Source organism: Marinobacter nauticus, assembly GCF_003634635.1.
GTDB lineage: Bacteria > Pseudomonadota > Gammaproteobacteria > Pseudomonadales > Oleiphilaceae > Marinobacter > Marinobacter nauticus.
On record NZ_RBJB01000003.1, the window covers coordinates 1,174,955 to 1,194,714 of the forward strand.

Consider the following 19,760-nt stretch of genomic DNA (forward strand, 5'->3'; position numbering starts at 1 on the left):
ATCCAGACATTCGCCCCCGGTATCAACGTGGTCAACCGGCCAGCAAACGCTCCTGCAGCTCCCGGATCACCCGCAACACCCGGCTCATGTCACTCTGGGTTTTCAAATCCAGATCCAGCTTGCCATCCATGGTTTTCACCAGCGGCACAATGGATTCTTCAAAGATCCGGGCGAAGGCCATCAGCGCGTCGCCCACCTGGGGCGGGCTGTCCAGGTTGACGGTGACAGCGGGATTCAGCTGTACCGATTGCAGGCCTTCGGTGAGGCCGGTTTCGAGGGAACGGGACAGCTGGCTCAGGGCTTTATCCAGATCGGGTTCCGGGTGTTTTCCGTTGTCCAGTCCGGCAACCAGCTGTTGCCCCAGTTGCTGCAAATGTTCCGAGATCAGGCCCAGCTGGCGAACCACTTTCACCCCGGTTTCCTCGTCGCCACCGGCTTGCTGACGGCGGCGGTATTCCTCACAGATGGTCTGCCAGCGTGCCGCTTCTTCGTCATTCATGGTGCCGCGCATCTGCTTGAGCTTGAGCAGGTTTTCTTCGGCACCGTAGGTCAGCAGCTGAGCCTCGCCCTGGTAGTGGTCATCAATCAGGGCTTCCAGCTCCTGGTCACTCATCACCGGCGACAGCTTCTCCGCCAGTTTGTTCATGTTCCGGTAGCTGCCCTGCAGCTTGAAGGTGGGCTCGGTACGGTATGCTTCTGCCTGGGCGCTGGAGGCAATGTAAGCCTGATTGACCCGCAACACGGTTTCCCGCACCCGGATCATTTTCTTCAGCAGGGCAACGATTTCATCGCGCTCGGCGGCACTGTAGTCGTGTTCAAAGTCCGAATCCGCCACCGTTTTGCCTTCGGCCAGATCGGCGAACCGGTAAAAGTCCGCCATGCCCCGGGTGGCCAGCGGTGCCAGCACCCGGTTGGAGCTCAGGCTGTTCTCGATGTAGGACAGCGCAAAGGCATGCTCCATGCCCGAGAGCACGTCACCCAGGTTGTAGATGTCGGCCCGGTTGGCGAGCATGTCGGGGACCTTGAAGACTTCGCCGCTCTCGGTGTAGGGGTTACCCGCCATCACCACACAGAAACGTTTGCCACGCATGTCGTAGGTGCTGGTCTTGCCGCGCCACACCCCTTCAATGCGGCGCGTGCCGTCACACAGGGAGATGAACTTCTGCAGGAACTCGGGGTGGGTATGCTGGATATCATCCAGATACAACATCACGTTATTGCCCATCTCCAGCGCCAGGTTGAGCTTGATCAGCTCCGCTTCGGCGGTGGAATGGGGTGCCTTCTCCGGATCCAGCGACATCACGTCGTGGCCCAGGCTCGGGCAGTTGATCTTCATGAAGATCAGGCCCAGACGGTTGGCCACGTATTCCATCAGCGTCGTTTTACCGTAGCCCGGCGGCGAGATCATCATCAGCAGCCCAGACTGGTCGGTACGGCGGTCCTCACCCGCCGTGCCCATCTGCTTGGCCAGGTTATCGCCAATGATCGGCAGGTAACTCTCGCTGATCAGCTTGTTACGTACGAACGACGACAGCGGGCGGGGCCGGAACTCGTCCAGCCGTAACTGGCCACGCCATTTCTCCAGTACCTGTTGCCGCACCTCCTGCAACTGCTGCCAGCCAGGAATGATCTCCTGCTGGTGATATCGCAGACGCTCGTCAAATTCATCCAGTTGCAGACTGAGCGTGCGCTCTTCAATGCGAGGGTGTTGGCCCAGCAGACCCTCAATCTGGAACGCCAGTTCCACACTGCGAACCGAGGTTTTCACCGTTTCGCCTACGTTCAGCACAACCACGGCCTCCGGAAGATAGTGCAGCAGATGCTGCTGATCCGTCTTGGCCATCCAGGCTTTCAACCAGTGGCTGGTGATGCTCCAGCGAGCAGCCGGCTGATCGGCCACGACCTCCAGTGCCTGCTGATACTGGGCAAACTGGTTATCCCGTTTCAGTGCCTCGACAAAGCCGGTCGCCAGATCCCCGGCATAGCGAGTGATATCGAAGCCTTCGGATTCTTCCGCCAGCTGCCGCACCAGGTACTGGGCTGCGGAATGCACCAGGCTGCGACCATCGCTGCCCGGCCCGGCCAGGCTCAATTGCTGTTCTTCCACAAAGTTTGCGAGCTGCGGTTCCAGTTCCTGTTGCAGGGATTCCAGCAGCTCATCGGACTGCATCATGCGGCTGAGGATGCCGGCAGACAGGCACCGGGAACGCAGTTGCTGGCCCGCGCTCTGTTGCTGGCTCAACCCGGCCCAGAACAGCATGGCCAGTGCCCTCGCCCTGGGGCTGAAACGGAGCAACCCGGCGTTCTGAATCGCCGGCCACAGCGTACTGACAATCAGCGCTGCGTCGTGATCATGGATGCCTTTTTCGTAGCCCTCCCGGTATCGGGGCGAGGCGAACTTGCGGATGTAACCGGTCAGTTCATCCAGATCCGCGACGTTAACCGGCAGGTCTCCGGCCTTGCGGAACTCATCGATTACCAGTGCCGACAGATACTCCGCCCGGTACACCCGGTCGGATTCCGAAGGCTGGCTCATGTTCCAGTAGCCCCGGAGGCGGTCCAGCTCGGGCTCCTCCAGGCGCTCGTAATACTGGGTCCCGGTCAGGTGCAGCAGCACATAATCGTCCCGGGGAATCAGGGTCAGATCCAGCTCCCGCTGGTTAACGCTGAACTTGTGCTTGCCCAACCGGATTACGGCACCGCCATCCTCAAAGATATCGGCTTTATCCCGAACGCTGCGCAGGGCGGTGTCCTGAGCCGCTTTGAGCTGGCCCAGGCAATCGTCCGCTTCCATGGCGGCGCCCAGCTCCCGTAACTCTCCGGCCATACTGCGCAACCGGCTAACCATGGCATCAGAGGCGAAGAAGGCATGCAGCTCTTCCGGGCTGCTGAAACGTTCGGTACGGCGGCCCAGATTCTTGAGAATACGGGCGGAGGCATCGGTGAGCGTGGTTACCCGGCGCTGTTGCTGATCCTGGAGCTGCTGGCGCCGTGCCTCGATGCTCTCATGGGCGTTCTCACGCTGCTCCAGAATGGCCGCCAGGAACTCGTCATATTCGCCAAACTGGCTTTCCAGCTCTTGGAGCTGATCCAGCATCCGGGTCATCAGACCATCGCATTCGCGCACATCCGACAGCGCGCTGACGCCGTTCGCCAGGCTCTGCTCAAACAGCCGGATACGAGCCGCAAACTGGGCCCGGGCTTCCGCACTGCCCTGCTCTTTCAGCCGGATTTCCGCTTCGGAACGCTGCTGGTTGATGGTGGCGTAGATGCCGGAGATATTATCGGTGATCGCCGTTTCCAGCGCGGCATCGTCACCGCCCATCGACGCCAGCATGCCCTGGATCATGTCCAGGCCTTCGGTCAGTTCCCGATAGCGATCGACAATCTTCTTCAGGGCATCCCGGCTGTCGGCCTCGGCCAGCGCAGTCTGCAACTCGGTCAGGGTCTGGCGGTAGCCATCCAGCGCCTCCGGCGACGCCAGGAAACGGAAGGTGCGCTCGGTCAGCCGGCCCTCGGCCTCGGCCAGCTCCTCTTCAAGACTGTCGATACGGGCTTTGTCGGCATAGCGCCGATCATTGAGAGTTCGCACCCGGCCGCGATGATCGCGCAAACGTGCCAGGTAACTGACAAACTGATCCGGTGCTTTCCAGCTATCCGGTTTCAGGTCCCGCATCAACGCGCCCTGGTCCTGAGCGACCTCGGTAATGGCAGCTTCAGTCTGGGCGCGAATGCTCTGGACTTTCTCATACTCATCCAGCACCAGCTCTGCGGTGCTTCGGATGGTGCTGAGCTGTTGGTTTAACCCCGCAAACAAGGCTTCTTCCTGACGCGCTGACAGCCAGAAAAACTGGTCCAGAATACGGTCCACGGTACGAATCAGGTTGGTGAAATGCCGCTCACTGGCGCTGGCGCCCTCCACCAGGGTAACCACCGTATTCAGCTCGGCAATTCCCCGAACCAGCTCGGGATTGCCAATGCGCGCCAGCTCGGAATCGTTGGCGACGTTCGCCGCAGCGTGGAAACTTTCAGAAGTGAACGGCGTTTCCCACACCTGCAACGGGTGCACCAGCGTAGGTTCCTTGTCGGCATTGAAAATCACCAGATGCCCGTTTTCGAACAGGGCGTAACCGTGGCCAATCAGTGGCACATCCGCCTGTTTGCGAATCAGGTTGTAGCGGAACAGGATCACCTGACCGGTGCGCTGTTCAAAGAAGACATACAGCATGTCTTCGCCGTTGGGGGCCCGCAAGGTACGCTTGAGCCGGAAATCCCCGTCGGGAATCTGGAAGGTTTTCAGCTCGCCGGTACTCAGGTAATAACCCGACGGAAAAATCAGGCCGTGATTGTCCGGTAGCGACGCGACGGAACCGGCCATGGCGTCAACCCGCTCGATCTTGCGCTCGGTGCGGTTGAACAGGTAGTAGCGCCAGTGTTCTTCGTTAAACGGCAGAATCCGTACCAGCAGAATCTCGCCCAGATCGGCAAAATCGAAGCTGGCGTCGTCCAGTGACTGGGAATCGGACTCCACCGGGTCCGAGTAGATGCCTTCGCCGGTGGAGGTGTTGTTCTCCACCTTGAAAGTAATGTTGCCCCGCAGGTTATCCACAAACAGGGTGTCGGCGATGTTCAGGTGCGGAGAGCGGCCCTGAACCTGGCTGTCGCGGCCCACGGTTTTCCAGGGAAAACTGAAACGTTCCGGGAAAGACAGATCGCGCTCGCCGCGATTATCAATGTAGCGGCTGACCTCACCATCGGGCTTCAGCTCCCAGCGAAACACCCGAAGATCATCGAGTTTGTCACCGATGCGAAACGCCATCAGCAACATGCCTTTGAGAATCACCAGTTGCGACAGCGTGGCGGTGTTGTAGTACTGCTGGAGTTCCCGGAAGTCGGTGGCGAAGCGTTCATCCTTGAGAAACGAGCCCTCAATGGCCGCTTCGGTCATCTCGAAGCCGCTGTCGCCGTCGTTCAGGTGGTACAGCCGGAACACGTCCTCAATCACCAGCGTCTTGCGCAAGCCCAGCTGTAGATTGAAACCGAACAACAGCTTGTCGCCCAGACGCACCACATCCCGGGCGATGGCGTTGTTTTCGGTTCGCACCCGGGCCCGGCCCAGCACGTTCATGCCGGCACTGCCAAAGATCTCTTCGCGGGCCTGGTTCAGCCCGGACACCTGCTCACGCAGTTGGCCGCCCTGCTCTTTCAGCCGGCGCTTGATGGTTTCAAAGGCTGAACCTTCCTGAACAATGCTTTCGAGCTCGGTGCGATCCGTCGACATACCAAATCATCCTGAACCAAAGAGGGGAATGCGGTTAGGGGAAAGCACTCCCGGCACCTTGGGTCCGGTACCGGGAGCCATCGGCCTTATCAGGCCGTCTCGGAACTGCGGTTAGGCTTTTCACCTGCCACCCGGCCGGCAATGTTCGAGAGCGCCGCCTGCAGCGAGGGGGACTTGTCCAGCACGCCCTGAACACTCTTGCCGTAGCCAAGGCCCTGGGCAAACTTCTCGAAAATGCCGCCGTCGCCGCCGATCATTTCGAACTTGGCGTCTTTCAGGGCAGCAGCCATAACCCGGCCATTTTCCAGCATGCCAGCCTTCTGGGCGTCGATCTGGGCCATCACTTCCTTCTCATGAACTTCCAGGTTCATGCGGAACTCTTCAAAGTGACGGGATTCCTCAGACATGCCATCGTAGGCCTTGAGTTTCTCAACCAGACCAGCCGCTTCGGCCTTGGCCATGGCTTCGCGGGCTTCGGCTTTGGCGTGGCCCATGCGCTGCTCACCTTCGGCTTCGGCCAGAACCATAGCCTTACGGGCATCGGCCTTGGCAACACCCAGTTTCTCTTCACCCATGGCTTCGGTTTCCAGACGCTGCTCAAGCACCCGAACCTCGGCCATGCCGGCTTCTTCATCGGCCTTGGCGGTAACCGATTTGACCTCGGCGCGGGCCAGACCATCGGCCCGGATGGCAGACGCCTGAGCTTCCTTGACCTGCGCTTCAGCAAGGCCATCGGCCGCGGCCATAGCCTGGCGACCACGGGCCAGTTTCTCGTCAGCCACCGATTTTTTCTCGGCCGCGTCCATTTCCGCCTGGGCGGTGACCCGAATCTGCTCGGCTTCCAGCTTGGAGCGCTCAAACGCCGCCTCGGCCGCTTTTACATCTTTCAGCTTCAGTTCTTCGGCATCGGCTTCAGCCGCCACCACTTTCTTCACCTTCAGGCGGTCTGCTTCGGAGCGGTTGCGAACATCCTTGATGTTCTCTTCCTCTTCCGCCACGTTGCGCTCAACGGCAATACGCTGACTGGTAATATCGGCAATTTCCTTGCGCTCTTCTTCCAGCGCCTTTTCCATGCCAATGCGCTCGATTTCCACCGCCCGCTCACGGTTAACATCCTCGAGCTCCCGGGCCTGGCGAATACGCACTTCTTCAATCTGCACCGCACGCTCGCGGGCTTTCATGGCCATTTCAATCTGGCGCTGCTTGTTTTCGTCCGCAATCGCCAGTTCTTCATCCGTCTTGATACGAGCGGCTTCGGCACGGGCCCGCTCCTGCTCACGCACCTGCTCGGTTTCCGAAGTTTCACGGGCCTGCAGGGTTTCAATTTCCCGGCGCTGGCGCGCTTCGGCTTCGGCCTGGCTGCGTTCCAGTTCCAGCGACGCTTCCCGCGCTGACACATTTTTGCGCTGGATTTCCAGCTCCTGGTCCCGCTCCAGACGGTTGGTTTCCACATTGTGGAGCGCGGTGATTTCAGTAATCCGCTTGATACCCTCGGAATCCAGGATGTTGTTCGGGTCCAGTGAGGTCTTCGGCGTCTGCTCCAGGTAGTCAATGGCCACGTCTTCCAGCACGTAACCGTTCAGGTCTTCCCCGATGGTCTCGACGATGGAATCGCGGAAGCGCTGACGCTCCTCAAACAGCTGCATGAACTCGAGCTTCTTACCAACGGTCTTCAGCGCTTCACTGAACTTGGCATTGAACAGCTCGTTCACGGCATCGCGGTCTGAGGCACGGCCCACACCCACCGATTTGGCCACGCGCAGCACGTCTTCCTGGGTTTCATTCACCCGCAGGTAGAAGGCGACAGTAATGTCGGCCCGCAGGTTGTCCTTACAGATCAGCCCTTCCTTGCCGGTACGGTTAAGCTCCAGGGTAATGACCGAGATTTTCATGGTCTCGGCGCGGTGGATAACCGGCAGCACCATGGCCCCGGTGAAATACACCTTGGGCGTGGGCGACAGGTCGTTCACGATCAGGGCCTGGCCCTGGTCCACCTTGCGGTAAAACGCCTTGAACAGGGCCAGTATGCCCAGTATCAGCAGAACCAGGACCCCGACGGTCATGATTGCTGGCATCATCCAAGATAAGTCCATTTAGTCATTCTCCTGCGCTGATTGAAGGGAGTAGGTGCGGGGATTAACCGGCCGATTCGCCGGCAAGGAATTCAGCTTCCGGAACCACCCACCAGGCGTTCTTGTCCGGAATATGCTCGATCAGCACCGCGCGCTCGCGATGCGCCAAAGGCGTATGGCTGCGGACCTGCAGCACCAGATGGGCACCGTCCAGGATCGCTTCAGCCCGGCCTTTGGTTTCCGTAACCGTTGCTGAGGTAATCACGCAAGCGGTACCGATAATACGTTTCTGAAGCGGGGGTAAATACGCCCGCCGGAACAGTGGCCGCAATGGACGGATAATCACAGCGGTCACCAGAACACTCACCACCAGAGCCCCGGCAATGACTGCCAGGCCGAACAGGGCATGCAACAAGCCACCAGGCACCAATGCACCGAGCAACAGCTCCGCAAAATAGCTCGCCAACCAGGCAATCAGGAACAACAGAGTAAGCACGAGTGGCAGCGGGACACCCTGGAGCCCCAGGGTCACCATCAGGCCGGAGAAGTCGCCGGAGGCATCAATATCGCCATCGGCCTCGATATCGCCCAGACCCACAAGGGAAATCAGCCAGTAAACGATGGCCACGCACAACAATACGGAAAAAATGACCGTGGGGAAGGAGAAGGCAATTGCAAAGAATGTATCCATACGCGACCAGACATCCGTTCTGGTAAATCCACTGGGCGACAGTCCGTGTCAGACTGACGAGTTGTTTATAACGTAAACAAACTATTTCTTGCAAATGTTTAATTGCGAGGTATAGACTCGGATTATTGACATAAAATGTCAAGCGACAGGACAAGGTTCGTCCGGATCGGCCGAACCGATTCAACGCCACAGGAAGGAGCTATTCGTGGATACCCAATCTCTCACCCTGGCCCTGGGTGACGCCACCCATTCTGGCCGAACCTTCGATGTCATGCCCATTGCCGGCGAAGAACCGGTGCTGCAGGTGATCGTATCCGGCGCCGAAGAAACACCGGTGTATATTACCGTAACCGACACCCAGATTCTGTGCCTTGCGTACCTTTTCGACGAACAGGAACTGGCCCCGGAACGTCTGAACGAGCTGCATGAAAACATGTTGCGCATCAGTGTTCCCATGCCCTTAAGCTCTCTTGGCAAAACCGGCCAGCACTATGTGGTCTATGGCGCACTGAGCCCCACGTCCGGCACCAGCGAGATCATGCAGGAACTGGTAACCCTCGCCGAGAATGCCATCGACCTGTTACAGACTTTTGAAGACTACCTGGCTTGAGTGAGGGCTTAAACATGAGAACCGTACTTAAAAAAATCCTGACCGCCATGCGCGGGGGTGTGAACGAACTGGGTGAAGCCGTTGTCGACGGCCAGGGCAACCGGATTCTGGAACAGGAACTGCGCGATTCCGAGCATGAGCTGAAACAGGCCAAGCAGGAGCTGGCGTCACTGATGGCCGAAGCGGCCTCCCTGGCCCGACAGATCCGTACCGAGCAGGACAGCGCCGCCAAGCGTGAAGACGATGCCCGCAAAGCCATCGCGGCTGGCCAGGAAGACCTGGCCCGGGAAGTGGCCGAGCGAATTGTTGGCCATGAGCGCCGCGCCTCGGAGCTGACCCAAACCCGGGAACTGCTGCAACAGCGCATTGTGGGCCTGAAAGAGCGAGTTCAGAAAGCCGAGAAACAGCTGGCCGACTACCGCCGGGAACTGCAAGTGGTGAAGACCAACGAGCGGGTGCTACGCACCACCGCGCAGATTGACACCAACATAAACAGCCAGCAGTCCTCCCTGAGCACCGCGAAAGAGACATTGGAACGGATTCGCGAGCGCCAGGCCCGGGAAGAAGACCGCCAGACCGCCAGCGCCACCCTGGAAAAAGAGCTGACCGGCGCAGATCTGGACGAAAAACTGAAAGCCGCCGGCATTGACGGCGAACAGGATGCCGTCAACGATGTGTTGGCACGCCTCAAGGGCGGCAACGCAAACCCGTAAACCCTGAGCGCCCCGAGTTCGGGGCGCTCACTCAAGCATCTCAAAGGCGCTCTCACAGGCAACCCCATGGCGAAGAAACAGGACTGGTCCCGAGAAGAACAGGCCGTTCAGGCGGTACAGATGGCCTTCGACCTGTCCAACGACATCCAGCGCGCGTTTCGCGTGTCGGCGGCCATGCAGGATATGACGACCGCCGACATGGTGCGCAAGGTGCTCCACCTGCCCTACCGTAAAGGCCGTGCCCGCCCGCGGCTGACGGTAACCCTCAAAGACGAGGATTTCGAACTGCTGGCACGCAAGTACGAACTGGATCCGCAGGATCGTGCCGCTATTCGCCAGCGCGTGGCGGAGGAGTTGCAGGGATTTGCCAGGCAGTATCTGACTGCCTCGGATCAGTAATCGCCAGGCGCTTCAGAAACCGCTATACCAGGAAAAGGACGTCATGCCCAGAAACCGCTATCGACAGTGCCCGGCCTGCAATACCGCAAGCCTGGACTCCTCCAGCCATCCCTCCATATTCGACTGCCGCCTGTGCCACGGGCTATGGTTTGAAGATGGCGCATTAAATCAGGCGATTGCCGAGCATCATGACGGCGTAGACCAGTACGATCACGAGCAGCACCTCGGCCCCGCGCTTCGCACCAGCGACCGGCTTTGCCGGCGGTGTCGCGTGCCCATGACCCACTACCAATTGCTGGCTCACTACACTACGGAAATTGACTGCTGCCCCGGCTGTGACGGTGTCTGGCTCGACAAACACGAAGTCGATCAGGTAATGCAGTCGCCGCAACTGAAGCAGGCCCTTAAAGACCTGAACCAGAAGGTGAGCTGGAAATCCTGGCTGTTCCAGTTCCTGACCGCCATGCCGGTGGAATACAACGTAAAACCCCACCGCACCCCCTGGGTTACCCGAACCCTGGTGTTCCTCTGTGCCCTGGTGTTTGGTGTTGGAGCGCTGTCCGCTGAGGCTAATGAGTGGATCTTCGTAAACCTGGGACTGAACTCCGACACCCAAAGCCCGTCACATTTTGTGCTTCAGTTGCTGAGCTATCAGTTTGTGCACGGTGGCCTGATGCACCTGGTCGGGAACATGTACTTTCTGTGGATCATCGGCGACAACCTGGAAGATGCGCTGGGGCATGGTGCCTTCCTGGCACTCTACCTGTTTGCCGGCATTATGGCGGCCCTTGCGGAACTGCTGTTGTTCGATGCCAGCCAGGGGCCCCTGCTGCTGGTCGGGGCCAGTGGCTCCATCGCTGCCCTGTTCGGTCTCTACCTGATGTGGTTCCGGCACGCCAGTCTTACCTTCATGATCATTGTTTACCAGAAGAAACTCGCACCTCACTGGTACTTCCTGATCTGGAGCCTGATAAACCTGTTCGGGATGTTCACCGCCCAGGGCGGTGTGGCGTGGGCCGCGCATCTGGGTGGCTTTGGCTTGGGGTTACTGCTGGGCTACCTGTTGCGGGATTATGTGCTGCGGAAGAATCCGCTGATTGCGATGCTGAATCAGCCGGAGGCTGCGATTAACCGGTAGCCTTGCCGGTTAATCGCAATAGGTACCTACTCGCCGCAGGTTTCTTTAACCTTGGCGCGGAAACGGTCCCGAATCTGCTGATTTTCTTCCTCAGACACGTACTCCCGCTCACCCTTCTCATTGATATCGTAGAAGGTCGAAACACTCTCCAGGTGCTTGAGACGGGCCTGGAGATTCCGGCATAGCTCCTCCTGCTTTTCGGCCTGTTGCCGGGCTTTCGCTTCTTTGGCCTGACGCTCCTCCCGCTCCTTCTGTTGCTGTTCCAGGAACTCCGTCATTTTCTGCTGCCGGTCACGGGCTGTGGCATCAGCCTGGGCCGGCGCTGCATTGACGCGCACTTCTTTGGAACTGGCCTTCGCCGGGGGGCGATCGCCGAAATGGGTCTGACCGTTGGCATCTGTCCACTGGTAGACGGCAGCGTGAGAAAACGGACCAAGGGATAGCAGAAATAAAGAGATGAGAAGCTTGCGTGTCATAACTGAATTCCTTTTCGAATAATGCTTTGGACAACTTTCGAAGGAGTAGTCTACCCGATGATGGGTTTGGGAACTTTGACCGGGTAGTCACAAGCGCCGTCCTACCTGGTTGGCCATGGACGCCCCCAGTTCACAAGTCAGGACGCATAACTCAGCTTTGCCGCCATCAGGTCGGGCCTGCGTGTGGTATCGATGATGGAGACATCGGTAAACATGTCGTCCACTTTCTGCTTGAAGGTTTTATCATCCATATCCCGCCAGTAACGTGACGGACGGCCCGTCGCCTGGTCGTGCTTTGCGGTGGTCGGGTCAAGGTGTCGATACTGCTCCAGCAAGGGCAGCTCCGGCAGCGGCCTGGTGATGTCCATGTAGTTCTGAATGAAATCCCAGTAGGCGTAACACATGGTGGGACTGCCGTGGGCGCCGAGAATATCGCCAACGGTAACATCCAGTTTGCTGTAACGGTGGGAAAGCACCAGGTCAAACAAAGTGCCAAAGCGATCCACCCTCGCGCAGCACCAGGCATCGAATTCGTAGAAGGGCTTTTCAACCACTACCGGCGGCTTTCTGGGGAGAAAAGGAAACTTTTTCGGGTATTGCCAGACCTTGATCATGCCGGTGCGACGGTTGAACTCCCACTCAGGACCGCGGCCATTCCGTAAAAGCCATGTCGGGAAGAGGCGTAACGCCAGTTTGGCCATCAAAATGAGAAGCCAGCCGCCTCCAAGGAAAATCAAATAGGGCAACGCTTGGTCCAGAGAGTAGTCTAACCAGTTCCTTTCACGTTCACCAAACAAGGTTATTAAGACCAACATAAAAAAAGCGAATGGAGAAACAATATAGGCCCATAACGCACCTGTAACACTAATTATACTCACTAATCGAGCCTGGAGAGCCAATGGTGCATGCCGGAAGCATTCATGATTACTCTCAACGTGAAGTCCGTACTTCTCTGCCAGATCCTCTTTTTTCTCCAGGCGCCGCAACTTCTTGGGCGGGTTTCTTGACATGAAGGTGGGTGGCATCACTTCACGAGTATTACCCCACGGTAAACGTAAGCTGGCTGAGCGATCTAATCCGGTTCGGTTCAATTCCTGAGTTTGATTGCTTTGCTCGGGAATCGCGTCAGGGCGATAAGCATAGGAGCAGTAATAACTCGCCAAGGTGGAACCCGCGAGTTTGCTACGGCCTTTGAATCCGGGCTCAGAGACATTAAATTCCTCCCGGGGTGAGTGTAGGCTCATATCCATATAGTTCTTGTTGCGCAACGTGATACGCAGGCTCGGAAACCGCCACTTACTAATCTGAAGGAACACTCCGGATGGGCTCTTTCTTCAATCCGGATTTTGCTCGACGCTGACGAGATTGTCGTGAACCACGGCCATAGGCCAACATATCTTCCGGCGTCATGTGCGCATATCGCACCTTCTTGGCCATCAGGTTTGGGCGTTGTTCGGTGTTGATGCGCAAAACCCGACCGAGCATCTCGTCTTCTTTTTGTTGGAAGGTTTTGTCATCCATGTCCCGCCAATAACGTTCCGGACGGCCAGCCTCACTATCATGTTCGGCGGTCACAGGATCCTTGTGTCGATGGGGCTCCAGCACTGGGAATTCAGGTAATGGCCGCGTCACATCCATATAGTTTTGGAGGAAATCCCAGAGTGCGTAGCATGGACGAGGAGATTGGTGCCAACCTAACAGGATGTCTCCGATATGAACCTTGAGCTTGCTATATCGGTGACACAAGATGAAGTCAAACCTAGGCCCATACTGTGTCGCACCGCCGGCCACCCAGCCATCAAATTCATAAAACGGAGTCTCAGTGACGGTCTCCTGATAGTTCCAGAACAACGGAATTCTACGCCTATAGTGCCAAGTACGAACCATTCCAGTTCGACGGTTAAGTTCCCACTCGGGACCACGCCCAGCTTTGACACACCATCGCGGGAAGAGGGTAAAAGCAATTGTCGCTGACAGCCACATACAGGCAGGAATGCCCATTAAAACCAGCGCAAAATTCCAGAAGCCTAACAATACGGTAAGCCAAGACTCGTTGGACGAGGCATGACTTAACTCCACCAGATACACTACCAGAACAAGCGGTATCGAGACCCAGAAGAACGCTTTGCCGTATAGTTCAAACGCATTAACCAGCTTCGACCGGAAAGCCAACGGCGCATAACAAATGCTCTCATGATCCAACTGACCTTGGTCACCCGCTTCAGCAAGCAGATCCTCGCGCTTTTCGATTCTTCGAAGAGCCTCTGGCCGCCAACGGGCAAATAGATTTGACGGCATCACGTCTTGGGTGGTTCCCCAAGGCAATCGAAAGCTAGCCGAGCGCGCCAGCTCGGAGTGATTTAAATCTTGAAGCTGAATAGATTGATCGGGTACTGATTCGGGATGGTAAGCATTGGCACCGTAATACTCGCCATCAGCTGACGAAGCGTTCCTTGCTCTATCCATAATAACGGACCTCTTCGTCATACCAGAACGGGCGGTCTTTTTTTGTGAAGTCCGGTTCGGAATGCTTCAAATCATCCCTATTGTAGACCAGCGGGTCTTCCGGATCAGGCGCAGGAAAGACCATGGGCGCTTCCCCTTTTCTGGCTTGAATTTGCAATTGGAGCCGGACATTCCAATGATATGAACGGGTTTCCGTCAAATTGACTGCTCCCAACCAGCGCTGAGATTCAGTATTTTTTGTATAAGGGGTACTCAAATAAACGTAGGTTCCGCCAGCAAACTCCTCCTCGAGCAATACACGTGCCTGCGACTCGTTCTCTGCAATTGGCAAAACCCTTGTGTTAGACATATCGCTTACTCCTAGCAGATACCCCCTCTCTGCCATCGTCTCTACCAATTGCAGATGAGACTTCACCTCTACCATCTCAACTTCCCTAAACAGGCCGGGAATCGCGCTTTCCACCCTCAACCTTGTGTTCGCCTCGCGGAGAGCTGTTAACCGGTTTTCGTCTTGCTCGTCCAACTCTCCCCGAAGCGCCTTTCCTCGCAGAGGATTCGGCTCGATTACGACACTAACCCCCATTAACAAACTGATTAGACGATAATAGGCTTCACGCGGCTCTTTCAGAAAAGGCTTCTCCGCCATCTGCCCAAAGGGTCCATGGCGCATCCATATCTCTATAGACTCCTCACTGAACCACGCCATCATGGCGGTACCAGAGAGTGCCAGTACTACACCCAAAGCCAGCCAGCCTGCTGGCCCCAGAAATAATAGTCCTGTAGATCCCGTAACACTGGCAATTGCTAATGCGACCCCACCTGCAGCCACAATTCCAGCTCCCACCGCTCCTCCAGTATTACCCATGCGATACAGATACTCCGCGTCCAAGCCGTAGTCTAGTGCCATCAGGAGACCGCCTGCACCGCCGAAGAGTTTGCCCCAGGTTGGTGGACCGCCAAAAACCTTCGCGAACGCTTGAGCAAATCGGCCGTTCCATTCACGTGACAACAATTTTTTCGACACTCGTTCAACAAGAGCCACATTGTGCATAAAGCGTTCGACCAGCATTGCAGAGGCATAAGCTATATCAAAATAAGCGCTCGCAACCGCGATACGGGCACTGCCACTGCCCATTACCCTATAATCTCTGTCGAATTCAGCCGTAACACTTGTGACATTATGCAGCTCCATCAACATCACAGCAGTCGGCAAAAGCGGTGAGTTGAGTACTCTGTAGAGGCGTCTGTCTTCTACCTTCCGGACCGTATCGTCCAGAGATCGCACCTCAGCATCTAAAGCTGCCTTGTTCGTCTCGATATCATCGAACGCATCGTTTGCAGCTTCCAGACTTCCATCAACCTTCTCCAGATTACTCAACGCCTTTTCGAGTTTCGCCTCAGCGCCTGCTACCCGTCGAGCCACTGCTGCTGTGGCCGCCGCAGACAAGTCAGATGCTTGGGCAGCGTAACGTTCCCAGATATTAAGCTCTTTCAATGCCTTAGCGTACTGACGCTCTGCCGTATTGAGATGCTTCAGGATTTTTGTAATCTGTTCGTTTTCTGGGACAACCAAGACCAGTGCATCGTCTGCCACACTGGAAGGTATTCCCTGAGTCTTTGCACGGGTGCGGCTGGTCGAGGCCGTCGCTCGAACCCCACCTTCGCTTTGTTCCGTAATGTCGCCAAACATTCTTACGGCTCGCCCTTCACCGCCGCTGTCCTCCAAGCCACTGATGCCAATCACGAAGTAACCCTTCTGAGCGGCTTTTGAAAGCCGCTCTAACCTGACTTTTCCGGTAAGTAAAGGTAATGACGCGCGGAGCTGTTGAAAACATCCCCCGTAAAGTTTCATCTGTGCTTCGATCGCATGCGAGAACAATCGCTGCCTCTGAGTGAAAAGAGTCTGTGCGCGGCGATCAATCTCGGATTCTTGGATAGCTATCCGATTCAGACGTGCCTGCGCTTGTTGCCTTGCCTGCTCAGTTCGTTGGTTCTGTTCGATCTGCTCATCAACAGCTTGAACCCGTGCGTCTTTGATTTCTTTTTCAGCCTCAACCCTCTCCTGACTCAATCGATTCAGTTCCGACTCCGCAGCCTTGAGTTGGGTGTCGACATCTTTGAGTTGCTGATTGTGACTAACCAGGGATTGACTTGCACTTTGGACCGCGCCCCAGAGACTGCCATGGATACTCAGCAAGGCCTGGGTTCCTGTCCGAAGACTGGAGGCAAAGGCCGTAGCAAACGCACCCGCCTCGGCTGCTGCAGCCAGTTCCAGTCCGTCCCTAGTCATAACGATGTCTAGCTCTGGAAGGTCGGTGTTTTCCAGTGATGCCAACTCACTGGCTCGGAATTGGCCGTCACCTGAATTTTCATCGGGCTGCGCCTGAGGCTCGTAGGAGCGCTCCAGGTCATTGGCATCAAAGTCCGGGAAAAGCAACGAATACAGTAAGTTGCTTCTCCCTGCGCGACAGAGGTTCTGCAACCACTCTTTACCTATTCCGGATTTCCGAGCGTCTACCCTAGCAGCTAGTACATCACATTCTTCTGGATCCTTAATCGCCTCCTGAATTAGTGAGGACAGAAAATAGAATGCTCCTGCGTAGTCATAACCATCATGGGTAAAGAGATCAACCAAGCTATGCTGCACCCAACTGCGTTGCAGAAGGTCCAACAAATCCTCCTGCAAATTACTCCCATATTGCACCGCTAGTTTTCGTTCAGATACTGCGATCGAACGCTCTAACTCTTTCCGGCCCGCGCCATTCAACTCCCTCATATATTTATTGAGAGGATTGATTTTCCCTCCAAAGTTACTGGGGACAATCGCTGCGTTCACTAACAGGGCAGATTCAAAATAAGGTCGTGCCTTTGCGCGTCTCACTGCAGCATTAGAAAACCATGCGGCTACCTGGCGGCGCTGTTGCAGGTATCGCAACCTTCCAACAGGATCATCAATTCGGATCGCTCCAATTACGCGATCACGGGCATCCTTAACAACATCCTCAGCACTTTGGGTGTCCTCCGGCCAATCAAATACACCGCGATCTTCTGCCTCCGTTGTTTCATCGCCAACTGCTTCCACTTCCCTCAAGGTTCGATGAAGACACTTGGCGAGCACGGTCATTTCAGGGCGTTCGTCTTCATATATTGGGTCTTCCGGATCGGGGGCCTCCTGCCTCTGGTGAACCTGTATAGCTGCCTGCTCGGATAAGGCAGTGTAGTCTCCCGTCAGATCCAAGAGGTATTTTTCCGGACGATCAAACTGCGATTCCACCAAAGGGTTTCGACTTCGCTGAGGCGCGAGACAGCTCGCAAGGAAAGCGTTTCTAGCGCGCCTGCTCACAGTGACGGTGTCACCCTCGTCATGTGTTGGCTCTGCAAGAACCATCGAAATGGTATTGCAGCGATCCATTCTGACAAAAGGTTTACGCTGCAAGTAATTGACCCGAGCTCCCGGCCATTGAGACTCACTGAATGCTGCGTGAATGTTAATCCACTTCCCATCTACTCTCGCCGGCAACCAGATTTCAGCTAGTCCTGCACCGGTCACCGCTCGGTAACCAGGTTTTATATCTCCGTTGGTCTCTCGGTAATCGTCAAGAGCCACATCGTGGTAGCGTGTAACGCCCTTATCATCCATTCGCACTTCAAGTTCACGCCATAGCTTCCCCTCATGGAATAGATAAATAAATCCAGGCCGTGACATTACATAGTGAGCCGGGTTTCGGCCCTTGAGAGTCACACCGGATATCAGGGTGGTCGGAATGACGGGGAGAATGATATGGTGCTGCCGCTCTTCTTCTCGATCTATACCAGTTGCATCCTGGAGAAAAGGGACACGAATGGGGTCACCCTCTTCTGCGGCAATCTCCAGCCAAATGTTACGGTTTGGTTGACTCTGCCATGGCCAGATATGAAGGACCGACTCTTCCAAGTCTTCCTTAACCATCCGACTTTCCAGACCTTCTTGCAGCTCAGAATCTGTCTCCTCATAAATCCTGAAACTATGCCCTTCCGGATGCTCTTTGCCCATGACTTCGATAATCAGTGATTTACCCTCACAGGCCGGGCTACAACCAGCTGTAGACTGCTTTGCACTATTCTCAGACATCCCTGTCATTCCTTGCGTTCTAAACGTATCAATTCGGACTCAGGCCTCAGGAGTGTTCAATGCCTGCCACTGAGTTTCTGAAAGCGTTGGTACGGGCAACATAGTGAACAGATTTGGTCTGTCGGTGGTTTGCCAACGTTCCTGACCGCTTTCTCCGTACCAATAAATAACCCGTTCAATCACATCCGCCTGGTCTTGAGTACCCGGAGATAAGCGTTGCCATACCTCAGGGTCGTAAAGCCGCAGCAGGCCCTGTCTTTCCCCGTCAAAGCGCACTGTCAAGCGAGCCCTTAGCCAACTCGTCACGGACTCAAGGCTCTCAGAGGACTCCAGAATCAACCCGATAAGCCGCCCCTCTTTCAAGCCTTTCAAAGCCCACTGATACTCCGGGCTCTGCTGTTTAGCCTCCAGAACAACGGGGCTTTCGGCCAGATACTGTTGCCAGTCAGTCTCAGCAAACAGATAAAGCCACTTCGGAACGTCTGTCTGCTCATACAAAGACCGCACAACCGATGGTTTCTGCTGCGCCTCCAGCACTAAAAAACGCACCTTGTCAGTCGAAGGTTTTGCAAATACCACCATGGGCTCCTTCACGTATCACGCTGTCTGATTCTTACCGCAAGGACAGTTCCCAAGCGGACAAGTGCCATCGGGTTTCTGCTGGCACTGCTCAACAATGGCCGTTCGATTCATCCGAGCCTGTTTTAGTCGATGGGCAACGATGGCTTTTGGCTGAGCATTCGCTCTCTGGCTAACCTCAGCCAACGCCTCCGGCGCCACTGCCCCGCCAGCAGCCGTCACCAACCCCGGCATCTCCGGCACCTGCACCTTCTGCCCACTGCCTTTACCTGCCGCCCCACCGGCATTCATCTTGATACTCGCGCCCCCCATGGCCACGCCACTGGGATCGATCTTTACGAAGCTGCCGCCGGCTTTCAGGGTGATCTCAGCGCCGGCTTCGATGACGGCTTTCTGGCCGGCTTTGATGTGCAGTTCGGTGCCGGAATTGCTGAGCCAGGCAGTGCCGGCTTTCAGGTGCAGCGTGCCGCTAACATTGAAGCTGTGGTCTTTGCCGGTTTGCTCGCGCTTTTCGCCGTCCACGGTGTGATGGCTGTTGCCTTTGGTGTGGCTGAAGCGGTTGTTTTCCACCGTCAGGTGGCTGTCGTTCTTGATGACTTCGGTGCGGTTGTTTTCCGTCAGCAGGTCCAGGTCTTTCTGGGCGTGCACGTAGATCTGCTCTTCGCCGGCTTCGTCTTCAAAGCGTAGCTCGTTGCTGCCCTCACCCTTGTGGGTTTTGGTCTTCAGGGTGGTCCGGGTTTTGTGTTCCGGCAGCGCGTACGGCGGTGTGTTGGTGGCGTGGTAGGTTCTTCCGGTGATGATGGGCTGGTCCGGGTCGCCGTCGAGGAAAGACACGATCACTTCGTGGCCGATTCTGGGCAAGGCCATGAAACCGTATTGGCCACCGGCCCAGCCCTGGGCCACGCGCAGCCAGGCGCTTGAGTGTTCGTCGTTCTTGGAATAGCGGTCCCAAGGGAATCTTACTTTTACCCGGCCGTACTGGTCGCAGTGGATTTCTTCACCCTCGGGGCCGGTGACGAGGGCCATCTGGGGGCCGTCCATCACGGGTTTGTGGTTGCACAGCGGGCGCCAGGTTTTGTCGGCCGGGATGGCACTGAAGGTGTTGTGGTAACTGGTGGGTTCGCTGCCGCCCTCTTCTTCCAGGGCCTGGGGCTGTTTGCCGGTGTGGGTGATGGCGGTGAGCAGCCATTCCCGGTTCAGGGTCTGGCTGTCGTGGTCCTGCAG

13 protein-coding genes are annotated in these 19,760 nt (G+C 56.5%); 4 read left to right on the forward strand and 9 right to left on the reverse strand.

Annotated elements, in window-relative coordinates; genetic code table 11:
- Positions 1-31 precede the first annotated feature (31 nt).
- The 3 genes from C7436_RS11365 to C7436_RS11375 form a co-directional block, all read right to left on the reverse strand.
- Positions 32-5,281: a DNA repair ATPase gene (locus C7436_RS11365; protein WP_121207884.1), complete on the reverse strand. Its 5,250-nt coding sequence runs from the start codon at positions 5,279-5,281 to the stop codon at positions 32-34.
- Positions 5,282-5,370: 89 nt separating this feature from the next.
- Positions 5,371-7,374: a hypothetical protein gene (locus C7436_RS11370; RefSeq protein ID WP_011787107.1), complete on the reverse strand. Its 2,004-nt coding sequence runs from the start codon at positions 7,372-7,374 to the stop codon at positions 5,371-5,373.
- A 43-nt stretch (positions 7,375-7,417) separates the two neighbouring features.
- Complete coding sequence (locus tag C7436_RS11375; protein WP_121207885.1) at positions 7,418-8,044, reverse strand: hypothetical protein; 627 nt, start codon at positions 8,042-8,044, stop codon at positions 7,418-7,420.
- Positions 8,045-8,249: 205 nt separating this feature from the next.
- Between C7436_RS11375 and C7436_RS11380 the strand changes: the two genes are divergently transcribed.
- The 4 genes from C7436_RS11380 (at position 8,250) to C7436_RS11395 (ending at position 10,904) form a co-directional block, all read left to right on the forward strand.
- Positions 8,250-8,654, forward strand: coding sequence for a YjfI family protein (locus C7436_RS11380; RefSeq protein ID WP_121207886.1), 405 nt, complete (start codon positions 8,250-8,252; stop codon positions 8,652-8,654).
- A gap of 14 nt (positions 8,655-8,668) precedes the next feature.
- Positions 8,669-9,367: a PspA/IM30 family protein gene (locus C7436_RS11385; protein WP_011787110.1), complete on the forward strand. Its 699-nt coding sequence runs from the start codon at positions 8,669-8,671 to the stop codon at positions 9,365-9,367.
- Between the two features lie 66 nt (positions 9,368-9,433).
- The gene (locus tag C7436_RS11390) at positions 9,434-9,766 is read left to right on the forward strand and encodes a hypothetical protein (RefSeq protein ID WP_011787111.1); all 333 of its coding nucleotides are present in this window, start codon (positions 9,434-9,436) and stop codon (positions 9,764-9,766) included.
- 43 nt (positions 9,767-9,809) lie between these two features.
- Positions 9,810-10,904, forward strand: coding sequence for a rhomboid family intramembrane serine protease (locus tag C7436_RS11395; protein ID WP_011787112.1), 1,095 nt, complete (start codon positions 9,810-9,812; stop codon positions 10,902-10,904).
- Positions 10,905-10,930: 26 nt separating this feature from the next.
- On the opposite strand, the gene C7436_RS11400 is transcribed toward C7436_RS11395, so the two are convergent.
- The 6 genes from C7436_RS11400 to C7436_RS11425 all read right to left on the reverse strand — a co-directional run.
- Entirely contained in the window at positions 10,931-11,380 is a 450-nt protein-coding gene (locus C7436_RS11400) for a DUF4124 domain-containing protein (RefSeq protein ID WP_011787113.1), read from the reverse strand.
- 137 nt (positions 11,381-11,517) lie between these two features.
- Entirely contained in the window at positions 11,518-12,696 is a 1,179-nt protein-coding gene (locus C7436_RS11405) for a hypothetical protein (RefSeq protein WP_228198106.1), read from the reverse strand.
- Positions 12,680-13,846 carry a hypothetical protein gene (locus tag C7436_RS11410; protein WP_121207887.1) on the reverse strand — a complete coding sequence of 389 codons (1,167 nt, stop codon included), beginning with the start codon at positions 13,844-13,846 and terminating at the stop codon, positions 12,680-12,682. Before C7436_RS11410 ends, C7436_RS11405 begins: the two co-directional genes overlap by 17 nt.
- Positions 13,839-17,957, reverse strand: coding sequence for a hypothetical protein (locus C7436_RS11415; protein WP_121207888.1), 4,119 nt, complete (start codon positions 17,955-17,957; stop codon positions 13,839-13,841). Before C7436_RS11415 ends, C7436_RS11410 begins: the two co-directional genes overlap by 8 nt.
- 39 nt (positions 17,958-17,996) lie before the next feature.
- A complete protein-coding gene (locus tag C7436_RS11420) occupies positions 17,997-18,539 on the reverse strand; it encodes a DUF4123 domain-containing protein (protein ID WP_011787122.1) in 543 nt (180 codons plus the stop codon).
- A 15-nt stretch (positions 18,540-18,554) separates the two neighbouring features.
- A partial coding sequence (locus C7436_RS11425) for a type VI secretion system Vgr family protein (RefSeq protein ID WP_121207889.1) occupies positions 18,555-19,760 on the reverse strand: 1,206 nt, incomplete at its 5' end.